Consider the following 15,458-nt stretch of genomic DNA (forward strand, 5'->3'; position numbering starts at 1 on the left):
AAAGAACCCGCAGCCACGCCGGCTGCGAGGCTCTGTCTTCCGGGCGGGCTCCTAGAGCTTGTATCCCAGGACACGCTCCTGGATGAACAGCAGCTCGTGCTCAACGTGTTCAAGATCCAGCAGATATGAGACGTTCTTAAGCGGGTTCATGATCCCGGCATAACCGATGCCATCCACCCACGGAAGCCCTGCCCGCTGCGCCATGCAGTACTGCATGAGGAGCTCAAGCACCCGCGACTCCCTCGGCTTCTCGGTGCTGGCCCTGGACCGGCTAAAGAAACCAACGCTGCCGCTTTTTTCACCTCGCCGGCGAGACCCCGGCACCCTGCTGAGCCTCGTACCAGGCAACAATGCCTCTCCTGCCGCGCACCTCGAGTTTCTTGGCGATGCGCGCCACGGAGCTCTCCACGGTTCGCACCGAGACAGACAGCTGATCCGCGATCTCCTTGTTGCTCGCACCCGTAACAACCTCACGGATGAAATCCCACTCACGGTCGCTCACGCGCACACCCAGAAAACGGCGGTGGGAGCGCAGCTGGAACACGGCCGGAACCCGCCGCTTCAAATCTCGGACACGGACCTCAAGCTCCGCAGCCTCAGCATCACCTTCTGCTGCCGGCTGGAAGTCCAGCACATTCTCGAGCGTCGACATCGTCCATCCAGGGAGCCCCATCGCCTCAAGCTCGTCAGCCAGTTGGACCAACTTGCTCACATCCCTGTCGACCATCGCAGTGAAGTGCCCCGTATCTACAGCAAGCAGATGACCATCGACCTGGGAGAACCTCTCACGGTCCTGCCCCAGGAGCTCCGGGCGAAACGACACTTCCTGAGAGAAGAGATAGCACTGCACCGCGGCCACGCGGGCACCTCTCGCCCAAAGCCGATCACCAGCGGAACGGAGCAACTGTGCGCTCTCGCTGACCGACCCTTCATGCACCAGAAGCCGAGCGCGAGCAAGATCCCGCTGCTGGTGGAGAAGACCCCCGTCGGCCACCTTCACCTGGTCCATCTCGGCGATATAACGGCGCGCCAAGCCGGTATCATCCCGTACGAGCGCCACGAGAACCGCGGTATTCAAGATCCCTAGCTGGAACACTCCGGGTAGCGCAGTATTACCGACACCAAGAGCGGGGCTCAGTATCTCTTCCAGACCGTCCCAGTCATCGAGATACAGGAGCGCCATACACGCCAGCCAACCGTAGGCCCGCATGATCGATATGTCGAGGCCCTCCACCGCCTGCAGGAACTTCGTCCGCGCAAACTCCGCCACCTCCTGGATACGACCCTCGTAAAGGTCGAGCAGCTTCTCTATAAACTCCATCTGAAGCGGTATCAGCCCCGCCGGTGCAATCGAGATGTCCGCCAGGTTTCTCCTGGCCTCGGATGTGCTGCCTCGCACTACGCAAACCATCGCGCGGGCCAGCGCCAGCATGTCGTTGACCACCACGGGAGACCCCTCGGACGAGACCAATAGCCGCTCATAGCCCTCTGGGATCGTCCCGAGCATCGCCTGCAGCTGCACAATCTTGGCTAGAGCGATGCGCCCGCCGTCGTTCTTCTGACCCGCCACTTCGCGAAGAAGTTCGATCGCTGCATCCAGATCACCAACCCGATAGGCCAGCCAGCTCGCCCGCGCTATCAGGTAACCGGCGCCGCTCAATGAAATTGAGGCTCTATCGGGCTCCGGCATGCGCCTCATCACCTCGTCATAATCAGGCTCCGCGGTGCTGTCCCAGAGCAGGGTACCGATATACCTCGCCGCATTCAGCGGCGAAGGGTCTGCTTCCCAGACACGTTGTGCCTCAACCTTTTGGGACCGGGTGTGACCATTGGCCACACTTGCGAAGGTTGAGACCTGGTCCGAAATAGGAGTGATCTCCAACGTCCCAGAAAGAGCAGCCTCAAACCCGTCTTGTGTAGCCATCCACTCCCCAAGACGCACTCGGCGCGACTCTGACATTTCATCCCGCAGAAAGGAGGACAAGACAGGTGGATGCACGACTACGGTTGGCTCTGTCCTGCCGAATATCTTGATGAAACCGCGAGCCTCCAGTTCCTCGATCACCTCCCACTCGGCAACCTCACGTGCAACACGAAGAGGGACACGATCCGCCAGGGAGAACAACCCCAGCATGCCGTGAGCAATGGGGGTTAGACCCGCTAGCAAGGCAGCGAATGAACCCCGAAGTGAAGGATTGTAAAGGTCGCCCGTGCCGCTCCACGCACGCCCACCCTCCCTGATACGCCGCCCTTTCACCGGACCGTCGACAAGAGACATGGCGATGCCGATGTGCCCGCCGGACTGAACAAAGACCTCATTGACCAGCGCTGACGCCACAGGTCCGCCAAGTTTTCTCTCAAGCGCGACCTGCAGCTCATCGAAACGAACCGGGCCCAACTCGACCTCAAAGGAGGGTGAGACCTCTGACTCCACACCGACGTGGCGGTCCATACGCTTGGATATTGCCACCGGCACACCGGACCTGTGCCGTACGGCCTGAACCACGCCACGCGTCAGGTCATCAAGGTCATCCCAGTCATCGATAAGAATCACCGACTTCCCGGTAACAAGCTCCGCGAGCTGCTCGGCGACAACCGCCAGGGTGACTGATCCGGTCCGGGGTACCCGACCTATCGGGAGCGAGGAGACCTGGAGGGCGGCCAGCGGCTGCGCACTAAGGGCCGAGATACCCCGTATGAACACGGTGTTGAAACCCGCCGCAGCAAGATCCTCATCGAGCTTCTTTAAGAAGGTGCTCCGGCCGCTTCCTTTGGTCCCGACGACCTCAACGTTGATGCCGGCAGACAACTTCGCCAGCGTAACTTGCAGGCTATCCACCCGAACCAAAGACACTCTCCTTCGTAGAGGTGCCAAGCAGGACCCCTCGCCAGTCTCGTAACTAAGGATACCGGCCAGACCACAACCGCTCCGGACACGGATAACTACTGCATCCAGGCTGAATTTGTACTGCAAATAGGGAAACCCACAACTAACAATCACGGGCATGATCAAGACTTGAAAGGTTCACACTTTCGGAAACGCGAACTGCGCGGCCTCCGGCCACCTCAAAGGGAGTACAGTGACCGATATCCAGAGTGACTTGAATGTTTCCCCCGAGCACCAAAAGCTCACTCGTGGGCACTCAACGTACTGCGAGGACGCACTTCGTATCGCCAGGCTTGTCCTCAATAAGTACCCCTCGGCATCCGCCATATCCCTCGATGTCTATCTCGACGACGACTCTCTTGACTGCGGTCCGGTCAGTAGTGTGGATGGTACGGTTCTCATCGACGATGTCAGTGACATCGAAGACGGTCTTGAAATCGAACGAATCGTAGCCGGATGGAGTTGCATAGCGCTTCTCACATCCAAATGCTGCTCGTGGTTCAGGATCATTCCAGACACCGGAGAATCGATGATCGTGCTGCAACGCGCAATCGATCCCGGTAACCCTGTTCAGCGCTGCAGCTGCTGAACAACTCGACCAGCCGGAGTAACCCCCAACAACGGCCGGTCGTTCCCCCAAAAGCAGAAGCCCCGAGAGTGTATCCCTCGGGGCTTCTGTCTTTCCTAGCTTCTACGAAGCGTCTTCTTTGTCGTCAGTGCCAAGAGCCGGATCATGGTGGGGATTCGAACCGATCTTGCGGTTAACCGCTCGAGTCGCCGAAAACTTCAACACAGCGTAGTCATCAACGGTCTCGGGATCCTCGGTCCCCTCGAGCTTGCCCTCCTCGTTGATTCGCTGCACACGGTGCCCCTTGTGCTTCTGCGGGTAGAACTTACCGAACCCCGTCAGAGTGAGCCGGTCACCGTTCTCGACAATGTCGAGAATCTCTTCGATAACCGCCTCATACACATCCGTTGCAACTCGAATCGGCACGCCTGCGCGACGGGCAACACGAACGACGTACTCCCTCTTATTCACGCGACCACCACCATCACCATTCTTGACCATTACGTTCTTCTCCAAAAAAGTCGTCTCAGCCGGAAGCACTCCAACCTCATACGATAGAACCTCACACACTGCAGACCACGGTGCGGCGCTCTACCAGCTCATTTATGAGCTTTGCGCAGCACGCAGTCTAGGTCTAACCCATCTGCATACCGCCATCCTCTGGCTCCTCGAAATACTCGGTGCTTCGGATCCACCCTGCGGCTCGTCCCCGCTGGGAAACCCTGGAATCTTCATGTTCTAACTCCTTGCCGTATTGGTCTGAATACAGGCCTGTCGAGTTGCCCGCCGAATTCAAAGTCCGGATCCTGCAGGGGCTCCGCTGAATCGCTCCCGAGACCAAGCACTCGTCCGGCATCGGTTTCGTTGTATTCCTGGTTCACCCGCGCACGGATCATCCGCTGTGGCGTCGAGTTACGGCGTCTGGAGTACTCGCGCTAACGCGTCTCCAGGTCGGAACACACGACGTCCCGGCGGGGATGATCGCCCTCGTCTCCACGGAAATGCGTCGAGGGCGTCCGGGAAAGCAGTCTCGTAGACCAAGCTTTCTGTCCCCCTCGGAGAGGCCGTCATGGGCCATCGAGTGGCACATCGTACGGACCCGGCCCGGGCGCTGCTTGGCTTCAGGGGCCGACGTACGCTCCACCAGATCAGGGTTAGCCCCAACAGCCATGCCCGAGGCCTACTGCACGACGAGGGGCCGCGCACTGCATAACCATCATCGAAGTGAAGGCCCTATGAACGCCGGAGAGCTCCTGGCGCTGCGCCTGCGGCGTCCAAGCCCTGTAAGTAGGAATATTGAGTTTCGGCTTGTTCGCGTTCATGTCGACGCCTTCCGGATTTTGCCTTTTTATGAGTCGCATAACCTGCGGCTGGCTACTTCTCGGTATTACTCTACATTCTTGCTCGTTTATGAGCATATTTTGTAGCCGGAGACACCGGCTTCATCGCCGGATTCGTAAAAAAACGCCATCCTCGACCTCCTCCGGGCAGCACAACGCCCCTCTCGCGCCTACTCCGAGCAGGACGGCGTATGGACCTTCAGCGACCCCATCTGGGAATCCGGCGAACCGGCCGTCTGGGCTGAGGACAGCGAAGCGCCTGCTGAGTCCTAGACCCGGCAGAACCCAAAAAGCAGGGCCCCGCACTTTGAGTGCGGGGCCCTGCTTTTTCACGACTTACTTCGCCGCGGCGAAGCGCTCCTTGAGTTCTGCCAGCTTGGCCGAGAGCTCTTCGGGCAGTGACGCACCAAAGCGGGCGTACCACTCGTCGATCCCGGCCAGCTCGGTCTCCCATTCAGCCGGATCCACGCGCACTGCTGCTTCGACGTCGGCCGGAGTCATGTCCAGGCCCTTAAGGTCGATCGAATCGCCGGTCGGGACAAACCCGATCGGGGTCTCGACGGCGTCGGCCTTGCCTTCAAGGCGCTCGATGACCCACTTCAGCACACGGGAGTTGTCACCGAACCCGGGCCAGGCGAAACCGCCGTCGGCGGTGCGCCGGAACCAGTTGACCAGGAAGATGCCGGGCAGCTTGTCCTGGTTGGCTGCACCGCTGAGGGTGATCCAGTGCTTGAGGTAGTCACCGGCGTCGTAGCCCATGAACGGCAGCATTGCCATCGGGTCGCGGCGGACCACGCCCACGGCGCCGGCCGCGGCCGCCGTCGTCTCCGAGGAGAGCGTGGAGCCCATGAAGATGCCGCTGGTCCAGTCGCGGGCCTGGGTGACCAGGGGAACGGTGGTCTTGCGGCGGCCGCCGAAGAGGATGGCCGAAACCGGCACACCGTCCGGGGAGTAGTATTCCTCGGCCAGCATGTCGATCTGGTCGATCGGCGTGCAGAAGCGGGAGTTCGGGTGGGCGGCCGGGGTGCCCGATTCCGGGGTCCAGTCGTTTCCGCGCCAGTCCGTCAGGTGGGCCGGTGCTTCGTCGGTCATGCCCTCCCACCAGACGCCGCCGTCGTCGGTCAGCGCGACGTTGGTGAAGATGGAGTTGCCCTTGGCAATCGCGCGCATGGCGTTGGGGTTGGTGCTCCAGCCGGTGCCCGGTGCGACGCCGAACAGGCCGGCTTCGGGGTTCGTGGCACGCAGTTCGCCGTCGTGGCCGAAGCGCAGCCAGGTGATGTCGTCACCCAGGGTTTCGACCTTCCAGCCCTCAACCGTGGGATCCAGCAGGGCCAGGTTGGTCTTGCCGCAGGCAGAGGGGAAGGCCGCGGAAACGTAGTAGTCCTTCTTTTCCGGGCTCGTGAGCTTGAGGATGAGCATGTGCTCAGCCAGCCAGCCCTCATCCCGCGCCATGACGGAAGCGATGCGCAGGGCGTAGCACTTCTTGCCGAGCAGGGCGTTGCCGCCGTAGCCGGAGCCGTAGGAGTAGATGGAACGGTCTTCGGGGAAGTGGACAATCCACTTCTCTTCGTTGCAGGGCCAGGCAACGTCGGCTTCACCCTCGGCCAGCGGCGCACCAACGGAGTGCAGTGCCGGAACGAAGAAGGCATCCAGCTCTTCCATCTTGCGCAGGACGTCCGTGCCGATGCGGGCCATGATGCGCATCGAGGCGACGACATATGCGGAGTCGGTGATCTCGACGCCGAACTTGGGGTCCTCTGCTTCCAGGTGGCCCATGACGAAGGGAATGACGTACATGGTGCGTCCGCGCATGGAACCGGCGAAAAGGCCGTCCAGCTTGGCGTGCATCTGCGCCGGGTCCATCCAGTTGTTGGTGAAGCCGGCGTCTTCCTTCTTTTCGGAGCAGATGAAGGTCTGCTCCTCGACCCGGGCAACGTCCTTGGGATCAGAGAAGGCAGCGAAGGAATTCGGGAAGGTCTCCGGATTCAGGCGGGTCAGGGTGCCGGCTTCCACCAGTTCATCCGTCAGCGCCTTGTTTTCCTCTTCCGTGCCAGTCACCCAATAGACCCGGGCAGGCTGCGTCAGCTCGGCCACTTCCTGCACCCAGTCAAGCAGGGCACGGTGGGTGGTGGGTGCCTCGCTGGAGGTTCCCTGGTTCTTGCTGTCCTGCAACTGGCTAGGAGCAGCGTTGCCGCTCTCATCGAGAACTAGCTGACGCGCGTCATCGCCCATGACTCTTCCCTTCGTTGGGTCAGTGGTGTTTTTTGATGCTATTTCCAAGCTCCTGCTCTCCAGCGGCGCAAAGATGCTGCCCGTTTGGTCAACCGGCCCGAATTTCCCTAGATTTCAAGGGAAATCCAGCCTGCACCACCCGCTTAAGTGACGAAGGTCATATAGACCGGTCTAGTGTTTTGTCGTAACGGAACCCGATTGGCGTTCTCCCCGCAACCCCGCTATAGTTATCTACGGCCAAACAGCCACGGAAGAACTTGAAAGAAGCCGGGGAAACCTGCCAACTTCAAGGATATTCCAAAGAATGCGTGCGTAGCTCAACGGATAGAGCATCTGACTACGGATCAGAAGGTTGGGGGTTCGAATCCCTTCGCGCGCACCACTGAAAACCCGGTCTGACCAGCAGAAATGCGGTCAGGCCGGGTTTTTTCATGCCCTCTGCTGCGCAGCCTGCGATTCTGCGGCATCTTCGGACCCTTGCTCCGGACCCGGACAGATGGAAAGCTCGGGCCATGGCGGAAACCCTGGAAACAGATGTCATAGTTCTCGGCGCCGGCGCGGTGGGGGAAAATGCTGCGGCGCGCGTGGTGCAGGGCGGACTTGAGGCGATCCTGGTTGAATCCGCCCTGGTTGGCGGCGAATGTTCCTACTGGGCCTGCATGCCCTCGAAAGCACTCCTGCGGCCTGGCACAGCACTGGCGGAAGCGAAGGCTGTTGATGGAAGCCGCCAGGCCGTGACCGGTTCGCTCGACGTCCCCGCCGTCCTCAAACGCCGGGACTCGTTCACTTCCGGCTGGGACGACGCCGGCCAGGTTGAGTGGGTGAAAGAAACCGGGATAGGCCTGGTCCGCGGCCGGGCGCGGCTCACCGGTGAACGCCGCGTCGAAGTGCGTGACGACGCCGGAGTCCGGGTAGGCATCCAGGCCCGCCACGCCGTCGTCCTGGCCACAGGCGCGTCGCCGGTGACGCCGCCTTTGGACGGCCTGGAGCAGGTCGACTTCTGGGGAACAGCCGACGCGACGTCCTCACAGGAAGTGCCTCCCAGGCTCCTGGTCGTTGGCGGGGGCGTCGCCGGGACTGAGCTGGCACAGGCGTATGCCCGGCTGGGGTCCGAGGTGACCATGCTGGTGCGGCATGGCCTGTTGGAGATGTTCCCGCGGCCCGCCGCGGAACTGGTGGCCGGGGCGCTGCGGTCCGAGGGGGTGGAAATCCTCACCGGCACCACCGCGGACCGGGTCTTCGAGGATGCGTCGGGCGCCGTCGTGCTGGCTTTGCCGGGCGGGGAGCTCCTTTACGGCGACCGGCTGCTGATGGCGACCGGCCGGCGTCCCGCGCTTGACGGACTGGGACTGGAAGACCTCGGCCTGGACCCGCACGGCATTTCCTGCGATGACAGCGGGCTTGTCGCCGAAGCCGGGAACTGGCTGTACGTTGTGGGCGATGCTGCCGGGAAGGTCCTGCTGACGCATCAGGGAAAGTACGAGGCCCGTGCCACCGGAGCGGCGATCGCTGCCCGGGCCAGGGGCGAGATCGGCTTTGGCGAGCCTCCGCGATGGAGCCGATATGCTGCGACGGCGGACCACGCTGCCGTTCCCCAGGTGGTCTTCACCGATCCCGAAGTTGCCATGGTGGGCCTGCGCCCTGACCAGGCGAAGGAGCGCGGCATCCGGGCCTCTGAAACATCCCTGCCGATCAGCGTGGCAGGGTCCGCACTGTTTGCCGACGGCTACGAGGGCTGGGCCCAGATGGTGGTCGATGAGGACCGGGGTATTCCGGTCGGGTTCACATTTGCCGGTCCCGGAGTGGCGGAGCTGCTGCATGCCGCGACCATCGCCGTCACCGGGGAAGTGCCCCTGGAACGGCTCTGGCACGCTGTCCCGGCGTACCCGACCATCAGCGAAATCTGGCTGCGGCTGCTGGAGAAGTACGGGCTCTGATCCTCAGCCGCGGGGAACGGCGAAGTCGGTGATCTTCGCGTCGCGGCCGTCCAGCTCGGCCCAGGGAACCTCCACCTCCATGACGGTGAGTCCCGACGTCGGATACCGGGTGGCCATATCCATCACGGCATCTTCATTCGAGGAGACCGAGGCCAGCCGCATGGCCAGTTCCTGCACGCCGGGCATGTGCGCGATCACCAGGAGACTGGTGACGGTTTCCGGAACGTGGTTGATAACGCTCAGGATGGACGCCGCCGAGGCATCGTAGAGCCGGTCCTCGAGTTTGGCGGTGGGGGCTTTGTCGCCGAGCTCGTCGCAGACCCAGGTGCACGTTTGGCGGGTGCGCAGGGCGGAGGAACAAAGAATGAAGTCCGGGACGGCGTCGTGCTCCCGCATCCAGATCCCGGCCTGCGGGGCGTCGCGGTGCCCGCGGCCGGAGAGCGGGCGCTCGTGGTCGGACGTGACTTCGCGCGGCCAGTCTGCCTTGGCATGCCTCAGCAGCATGAGTTTCTTGATGTGGTGGCCGCTCATGGGCCAAGTCTATCCGCGCCCGGTTGCAGGGCGTTCCGCTTCCGGCCCGCCGCTCAGTTCCAGCCCGGCCGGCTCCACACCGCCGAGAGGGCAGTTACGGCTGGTTTCAGGGCTGAAACCGGCCGTAACTGCCCTCTCGATGGGAAGGGGTGTCGCTAGATGCTGTATTCCGGAGCAGCCCAGACAACAACCTCGGGGTGCTCGTAGAAGCGGTAACCCTGTCCGCGGACCGTGCGGACCGTGTTGGCCAGGCGTCCCAGCTTGGAACGCAGGCGGCGGATGTGGACGTCGATCGTCCGCTCGTTAGGTACTTCCTCGGCATTGCGCCAGAGGCCGGAGAGCAGCTCTTCACGCCCTACCGTGCGGGAGGCATTCTCCACCAGGTAGTTGAGGAGTTCAAACTCCTTGAAGGTCAGGTTCAGCGTTTCGCCGTCCAGGTGCACCTCGCGCCGGGACAGGTCGATCAGCACGCCGGAGGGCCGGGGTGCGCTCGGCTGGATCGGAGCCGGCGCGGTTGTCTCCTGCCGCTGGCGGCGATTGACGGTGGGGTCCCCCAGCGCCTGGCGCACGACGTCGATGTCTGTTCCGGAGGCACCGACGGGAGCGAGTGCTACCGCGGCGTGGCTCTGGGCGCCCGGAACCAGGGTCTGGACGTGTGCACGCATTTCCTGGGCAAGCTTGGTAAGGGTTGTCCCGTTGGCGGCAGCAGTGTCTTCGTCGAGGCCGACATAGATGACAAAGCCGCGGGCGACCGTGTCACTGGCCACCGGCTGCGGGCCGGGGATGCCTGACGGCGCCACAACAGGGGTGGGGGCGGTCATGGGCAGACCGTCCGGGCTAATTGCACCCATCGGACGGGCGCCGGTGGGAATCACCTGGCCTGGGAACTGCTGCAAGGCACCCGGGGCACCGAAGGGCCGGAACCCGGGCGCTGCCTGGCGTTGAGGCATACCCGCCGAGCGGGTCTGTGCGTTGCGGAGAGAGATGTGGACGTACCCGGATGCTACTGACATTTTGGGACCTCATGGTGAATTGCCGTCAGACGGCTCTATGCAGGGGGTGTTCCCGGTCGAGACGGCGCAGGGGTTGCGCCCTTTCGGTGGGCTGGTGTGGTGCCACGGACGGGGGGTGGTGTCCTAGGCCTGCAATCAACGACAGCAGCTCTTCTGGCTGGCACAGGTGCCAAAAAGAAGATCTGCGACACATGCTGTCGTGTGGATGTTCACGTTACGGATTATTGCATGTAATAAAGCTATTCGCACAAGTAACAATGGTTGCACGGTCTCACATAGTGGACACATATGGCCGTTTTGTGACAGAACTCACCAGATGTTGCATCATTCGCATCCGCTGCCGCTGGGCCACTTCTGCGCAAGAACCCTTGTTCTATAAGGCGCAGCGAGTGGATCGTCTACTTAAAGAAATGAGCGGCTCATAAGCCTGCTTATGAGCCGCTCAGTGTCAAGCGAGGGCGCCGCTGTCCACATAATGGACATTTGCCGCCAATCGGTCGGGTGCCTAGTGGACAATCCCGTAGAGACGGTCTCCGGCATCTCCGAGGCCCGGCACGATGTAGGCCTTTTCATTAAGCCGTTCGTCGATGGACGCCAGGACGATGGTGACGTTGGCGTCTGCGAGCTCTTCCTCCAGGACGCTCAGGCCTTCGGGCGCACCCAGCAGGCAGATGCAGACGATCTCGGCTGCTCCGCGCTGGAAGAGGAACTTAATGGCTTCCCGCAGGGTGCCGCCGGTGGCAAGCATCGGGTCCAGAACGAAGACCTGCCGGCCGGTCAGGTCGTCCGGAAGGCGCTCCGCATAGGTAATGGCCTCGAGGGTCTCTTCATTGCGTGCCATGCCCAGGAAGCCGACTTCGGCGGTGGGGACCAGCCGGGTCATGCCTTCCAGCATGCCGAGGCCGGCACGCAGGATCGGAACAACCAGCGGCGTGGGCTTCACCAGGCCGGTTCCCACGGTCGAGGTGACCGGGGTTTCGATGTTCACGGGCTCTACCCGGACATTGCGGGTGGCTTCGTACGCCAGCAGGGTCACGAGTTCTTCGGTGAGCAGACGGAAGACCGGGGAAGGGGTGTCCTTATCCCGGAGGACGGTCAACTTGTGGGCTACGAGGGGATGATCCACTACTAGTACGCGCATAAGTCCAAACTATCACCGCGGCCCCCGGCGAACCGGGCGGATTTGCGCCCCGGACACAGGGATGAGGGACCATAGGCGTATGGATTTCATCACCCCCTCCCACGACGCCTGGATGGGGATGGCCCTGGACCAGGCGCGTGCCGCCCTGGCGACGTCGGATGTCCCGATCGGCGCCGTCGTCATCGGTCCCGGCGGGGAGGTCCTGGGAACCGGGCGCAACGAGCGGGAGGCGACCGGGGACCCGACCGCGCACGCAGAGGTTGTTGCCATCCGCGAGGCCGCCGCGGCTCTCGGCGAGTGGCGGCTGGCCGGCTGCACCCTGGTGGTCACGCTCGAACCGTGTGCGATGTGCGCCGGGGCCATCGTGCTTGCCAGGGTTCCCCGCGTGGTGTTCGGTGCCTGGGATGAGAAGGCAGGGGCGTCCGGATCGGTGTTCGATATTCTTCGCGAACCCCGCCTGAACCATTGGGTGGAAGTCTTCCCCGGAGTGCGGGAAGCCGAATGTGCGGACCTCCTTCGGAGCTTTTTCGGCTCACGGCGTATCGCCGGGAGTACCTAGAGCGACTAGTAATCAGTAGGCTTGCTGTCGTTCAGTTACCTCGGCAGCAAGGAGCAGGCATGACTTCCCAGGAGCAGCAGGCAGGAATCGACCGCGTAGTGAAAATCCTTGAGCATGCAAGCATCGGGAACCTCACGACCGTCGATTTGGACGGGAAACTGGTCAGCCGTCCGCTGGAACTGCAGGAAACGGATGCGGACGGCAACCTGTGGTTCTTCACCCAGGACCCTTCCCCCAAGGCTGACGAGATCCGCAACAACCCCAATGTCAACGTCTCCATTGCCGACAAAAAGGGCTACCTTTCCATCAGCGGACGAGCCGAGATCTCCCGGGACCAGGAGAAAATCCAGGAACTCTGGAAGGCCTCCGCAGCTGCATGGTTCGAACAGGGCCGTGAAGACCCCTCCATTGCCCTGATCAAGGTCAACAGCGATACCGCCGAGTATTGGGTATCCGACGAGCCGAAGGTAGCCAGCATCTTCAAGATCGCCAAGAGCTCCGTCACCGGGGACACCCCGGACATCGGCAAGAACGACGTCGTCGACCTGTAGGTGCGCAGCGGCACCTGAGGCGGGCTCCGGCTTGCAGACGTTTTGGGCTTGAGGCCCCGGACCCGGTAAGGTTGACGCGTTGGTGACGTGTCCGAGCGGCCGAAGGTGCAACACTCGAAATGTTGTTTGGTGTAAAAGCCAACGTGGGTTCAAATCCCACCGTCACCGCCAACTGAGAAGGCCCCGGTTCCCTTGTAAATCAAGGGAACCGGGGCCTTTGCTTTGCCGTGCCCGCCGTCAGGTGTAGAAGAAGCGCACGGCGTGAAAGAAGACCGGTGCCGCAAAGCAGAGCGAGTCCAGACGGTCCATGATGCCGCCGTGACCGGGAATGGTGGAGCCGAAGTCCTTGATGCCGCGGTCGCGCTTAATGGCAGACATCACCAGGCCCCCGGCGAAACCCATCACACAGGAGATGAACGCCAGGAGCGCGGCCATCAGCGGGGTGAACGGTGTGATCCACCAGAGGGCAGCCCCCAGGGCGGTGGCCGAAAGCACTCCCCCGATGAATCCTTCCCAGGTCTTGTTGGGACTCACGCTCGGCGCGATCGGATGCTTCCCGAGCGTCTTGCCCCACACGTACTGCAGCACATCGGAGCCCTGCACCACGATCAGCAGGAACAGCAGCAGATGTGCGCCGGTAGCCCCGCCGGTTCCGGGCGCCGAGCCTTCGGCCGCATCCCGCCCTGCCTCCATGGCTACCGGAAGCTGCAGGAGCGCCGGGGCGTAGCTGATGGCGTAAACGCATACCATCAGCGCCCACTGAATGACCGCGGTCCGCTGCAGGAACCCGGTGGTCTGCCCGGCGAGTGCATTGCGCGCCGGCAGGAAGAGGAAGGCGTACACCGGGATGAACACACTGAACATGCCGTACCAGTGTTCCCACAGGAACCAGTAGTGCACCGCGGGGATGATGAACACCAGCCACACGAGCGCTTTGTGATCTCCGCGGCCGGTCGGTGAGATGGTGATGAACTCGCGCAGCGCCAGAAGGGACAGCACCAGAAACAGCACAATCGTCACCGTCTCGCCGGCTGCCAAAACAGCACCTAACAGTGCGACCATCAACCACCAGGCGTTGATGCGCTGCTTCAAGTTCACGATGGTGCTCGTGTTGCCGAATCGGCGCCCCAGCAGCCACGCGGTCCCGGAAGCCAAAACCAGAACAAGGACGACGCCGCCGAGGAGTTTGAGCGAAGACGAGTCCAGCAAACCCAGTTCCCAATCCCTCACGGCTTGTCCTGCCTGGCCTGACGAGGAGCGGCCGAGGGGCCGTCGTCCTCTCCGGGGGCATCTGCAGGTTGTGGGCCTTGATGCTTCGCCAGGCCCTCCACGAGAACCTGGCGGGCGCGGGCCAGGAACGTCTGTCTGTCCTCATCGGGCTCCAGGTGAAGTGGCTCGCAGAAGATGACGGTGGAGAGGTGAGGCACTGGGATCATCTCACCTTTAGGGAGGATCCGGCCGAGGTTGGCGAGCGTCACGGGGACCACGGGGACCTGAGGGTGGAGACGGGCCAGTTTGTACAGTCCGCCGTGAAACGCGGCGATTGTGTCGCCTTCGCCGCGGGTGCCTTCAGGGAAGATAATCAGCGAGTCACCGGCTGCCAGCACCTCCGCCATGCCCTCCACCTGGCCCTTGGGGCTGACCCCCGAGTCCGACGTGCGCTGCCGGCGGCTGCTGGAGCCGTGGCGGTCAACCAAATAGGCGTTGAAGATCCGTTCCGCAAAAGCCTTGCGCACCCCGGAGCCCCAGTAGTCCTTGGCAGCCACCGGCCGGGCACGTTGCTGAAGCGCTGCCGGCAGTGCGGCCCAGATGGTGAGGAAGTCCAGATGGCTCGAATGGTTCGCGTAGTAGATGGCTTGCTCGGGCAGATCCAGCCCAGATTCTCCGGCTGCAGTCACCACGCGCGCACCCGCGAAGGCGCTGATAAGTTTCGCGAGGCCGCGCCGGGAGGCCCTGCCGACGTTCATGATGGCAAGTCCCTGCTGCGGGCACGCAGCGCAGCGCTGACACGGCGCAACCGGCGCATACACGTGAGCAGGGAACCCAATGCGATGAGGGCCAGTGTGCCGAACAGCGCCCACCCTTCCGGCCAGGGAAGCCAGGTTTCGGCGATGCCCGCCAGGACGCCGATCATCAGCAACCACATGCGGTGGGGTTTGGCCAAGGGCCCGTCGAAGAAGTGTCCCGTGCCGAGGGCTGCCCCGAGGCAGCGGATGTAGGCAGTGAGCACGGCGAGTATCGCCGCAAGGAATCCCAGCGTCACCCCGAAATCCACTCGGCCGGCGGTCACCAGCCCGGCGGTCGCGACGCCTGCTGCCCCCAGGAACAGCACATCGGAGATCCGGTCAGGCAGTTCATTGTAGATATCGCCCACCGGTGAGCTCATGCCCTTTTCTACGGCCAGCATTCCGTCGAGCATGTTCAACAACAAACGCAGCGGTATACAGGCAGCAGCCCCGGCAAGAAGAACAGCACGAATTACTGCGTCGTCGGTATACGCCGAACAGATAAGCGCCGCGGCGCCCGCTGCGGCGAATACCACTGAACCGACTGAGATTTGATTGGGGGTGAGTTTCGCCGCCGCAAGAATATCTGCTGATTTTGCCGCCCACCGGCTGCTGCGCTGCGGTATTTCCCGCCTATCTGTTCCGTGGCTCATGTGGAGTGTCCGTTCATTTTGCCTTTTGCCGTAGCCCATA

At 62.5% G+C, this 15,458-nt stretch carries 14 protein-coding genes and 2 tRNA genes; 6 read left to right on the forward strand and 10 right to left on the reverse strand.

Translation table 11 applies throughout. The annotated features are described in order from the left end of the window. Positions 1-51: 51 nt before the first annotated feature. Positions 52-231, reverse strand: a complete 180-nt coding sequence (locus LOC59_RS15805; protein ID WP_229973032.1) for a hypothetical protein — start codon at positions 229-231, stop codon at positions 52-54. 67 nt (positions 232-298) lie between these two features. Further along, positions 299-2,809 carry a helix-turn-helix transcriptional regulator gene (locus tag LOC59_RS15810; RefSeq protein WP_229973034.1) on the reverse strand — a complete coding sequence of 837 codons (2,511 nt, stop codon included), beginning with the start codon at positions 2,807-2,809 and terminating at the stop codon, positions 299-301. Positions 2,810-3,080: 271 nt separating this feature from the next. Between LOC59_RS15810 and LOC59_RS15815 the strand changes: the two genes are divergently transcribed. Continuing rightward, complete coding sequence (locus tag LOC59_RS15815; protein ID WP_227916872.1) at positions 3,081-3,476, forward strand: hypothetical protein; 396 nt, start codon at positions 3,081-3,083, stop codon at positions 3,474-3,476. Between the two features lie 102 nt (positions 3,477-3,578). Here the strand turns inward: LOC59_RS15815 and LOC59_RS15820 are convergent, their stop codons facing one another. Further along, entirely contained in the window at positions 3,579-3,971 is a 393-nt protein-coding gene (locus LOC59_RS15820) for an HU family DNA-binding protein (protein ID WP_227896217.1), read from the reverse strand. Positions 3,972-5,131: 1,160 nt separating this feature from the next. After that, positions 5,132-7,027, reverse strand: coding sequence for a phosphoenolpyruvate carboxykinase (GTP) (locus LOC59_RS15825; RefSeq protein WP_227896218.1), 1,896 nt, complete (start codon positions 7,025-7,027; stop codon positions 5,132-5,134). A 306-nt stretch (positions 7,028-7,333) separates the two neighbouring features. Between LOC59_RS15825 and LOC59_RS15830 the strand changes: the two genes are divergently transcribed. Both LOC59_RS15830 and LOC59_RS15835 read left to right on the forward strand, forming a co-directional pair. After that, positions 7,334-7,409, forward strand: a tRNA-Arg gene (locus LOC59_RS15830). 130 nt (positions 7,410-7,539) lie between these two features. After that, a complete protein-coding gene (locus LOC59_RS15835; RefSeq protein WP_229973036.1) occupies positions 7,540-8,964 on the forward strand; it encodes a dihydrolipoyl dehydrogenase family protein in 1,425 nt (474 codons plus the stop codon). A gap of 3 nt (positions 8,965-8,967) precedes the next feature. Here the strand turns inward: LOC59_RS15835 and LOC59_RS15840 are convergent, their stop codons facing one another. The 3 genes from LOC59_RS15840 to upp all read right to left on the reverse strand — a co-directional run bounded on the left by LOC59_RS15840 (position 8,968) and on the right by upp (position 11,649). Beyond that, positions 8,968-9,495 (reverse strand): SixA phosphatase family protein, encoded by a 528-nt coding sequence (locus LOC59_RS15840; RefSeq protein ID WP_227916875.1) that lies wholly within the window; start codon positions 9,493-9,495, stop codon positions 8,968-8,970. 155 nt (positions 9,496-9,650) lie between these two features. After that, positions 9,651-10,508 (reverse strand): winged helix-turn-helix domain-containing protein, encoded by an 858-nt coding sequence (locus tag LOC59_RS15845; RefSeq protein WP_227896221.1) that lies wholly within the window; start codon positions 10,506-10,508, stop codon positions 9,651-9,653. A gap of 505 nt (positions 10,509-11,013) precedes the next feature. Next, on the reverse strand, positions 11,014-11,649 hold the full coding sequence (gene upp, locus LOC59_RS15850; protein WP_227916876.1) for a uracil phosphoribosyltransferase: 636 nt from the start codon (positions 11,647-11,649) through the stop codon (positions 11,014-11,016). Between the two features lie 79 nt (positions 11,650-11,728). Between upp and tadA the strand changes: the two genes are divergently transcribed. The 3 genes from tadA to LOC59_RS15865 all read left to right on the forward strand — a co-directional run bounded on the left by tadA (position 11,729) and on the right by LOC59_RS15865 (position 12,930). Beyond that, the gene (tadA, locus tag LOC59_RS15855) at positions 11,729-12,208 is read left to right on the forward strand and encodes a tRNA adenosine(34) deaminase TadA (RefSeq protein ID WP_227896223.1); all 480 of its coding nucleotides are present in this window, start codon (positions 11,729-11,731) and stop codon (positions 12,206-12,208) included. Between the two features lie 59 nt (positions 12,209-12,267). After that, complete coding sequence (locus tag LOC59_RS15860) at positions 12,268-12,759, forward strand: pyridoxamine 5'-phosphate oxidase family protein (protein WP_229973038.1); 492 nt, start codon at positions 12,268-12,270, stop codon at positions 12,757-12,759. A gap of 81 nt (positions 12,760-12,840) precedes the next feature. Further along, positions 12,841-12,930 (forward strand) — tRNA-Ser (locus tag LOC59_RS15865). Positions 12,931-12,996: 66 nt separating this feature from the next. Here the strand turns inward: LOC59_RS15865 and LOC59_RS15870 are convergent. From LOC59_RS15870 to LOC59_RS15880, 3 genes are read right to left on the reverse strand one after another with little or no spacing between them, the layout of a single operon-like run. Continuing rightward, on the reverse strand, positions 12,997-13,989 hold the full coding sequence (locus LOC59_RS15870) for a phosphatidate cytidylyltransferase (RefSeq protein ID WP_229973040.1): 993 nt from the start codon (positions 13,987-13,989) through the stop codon (positions 12,997-12,999). Further along, complete coding sequence (locus LOC59_RS15875) at positions 13,986-14,726, reverse strand: lysophospholipid acyltransferase family protein (RefSeq protein WP_227896226.1); 741 nt, start codon at positions 14,724-14,726, stop codon at positions 13,986-13,988. The genes LOC59_RS15870 and LOC59_RS15875 overlap by 4 nt, the downstream gene beginning before the upstream one ends. Continuing rightward, complete coding sequence (locus LOC59_RS15880) at positions 14,723-15,457, reverse strand: CDP-alcohol phosphatidyltransferase family protein (protein WP_229973042.1); 735 nt, start codon at positions 15,455-15,457, stop codon at positions 14,723-14,725. The genes LOC59_RS15875 and LOC59_RS15880 overlap by 4 nt, the downstream gene beginning before the upstream one ends. Position 15,458 lies beyond the last annotated feature (1 nt).

Source organism: Arthrobacter sp. zg-Y916 (assembly GCF_020907385.1).
GTDB classification, from domain to species: Bacteria; Actinomycetota; Actinomycetes; order Actinomycetales; family Micrococcaceae; genus Arthrobacter_B; species Arthrobacter_B caoxuetaonis.

Excerpts from the sequence above, each read along its gene's own strand:
- LOC59_RS15825 (WP_227896218.1), bottom strand. The coding sequence starts at position 7,027 with ATGGGCGATGACGCGCGTCAGCTAGTTCTCGATGAGAGCGGCAACGCT.
- LOC59_RS15835 (WP_229973036.1), top strand. The coding sequence starts at position 7,540 with ATGGCGGAAACCCTGGAAACAGATGTCATAGTTCTCGGCGCCGGCGCG.
- LOC59_RS15840 (WP_227916875.1), bottom strand. The coding sequence starts at position 9,495 with ATGAGCGGCCACCACATCAAGAAACTCATGCTGCTGAGGCATGCCAAG.
- LOC59_RS15845 (WP_227896221.1), bottom strand. The coding sequence starts at position 10,508 with ATGTCAGTAGCATCCGGGTACGTCCACATCTCTCTCCGCAACGCACAG.
- upp (WP_227916876.1), bottom strand. The coding sequence starts at position 11,649 with ATGCGCGTACTAGTAGTGGATCATCCCCTCGTAGCCCACAAGTTGACC.
- tadA (WP_227896223.1), top strand. The coding sequence starts at position 11,729 with ATGGATTTCATCACCCCCTCCCACGACGCCTGGATGGGGATGGCCCTG.
- LOC59_RS15860 (WP_229973038.1), top strand. The coding sequence starts at position 12,268 with ATGACTTCCCAGGAGCAGCAGGCAGGAATCGACCGCGTAGTGAAAATC.
- LOC59_RS15875 (WP_227896226.1), bottom strand. The coding sequence starts at position 14,726 with ATGAACGTCGGCAGGGCCTCCCGGCGCGGCCTCGCGAAACTTATCAGC.
- LOC59_RS15880 (WP_229973042.1), bottom strand. The coding sequence starts at position 15,457 with ATGGGCTACGGCAAAAGGCAAAATGAACGGACACTCCACATGAGCCAC.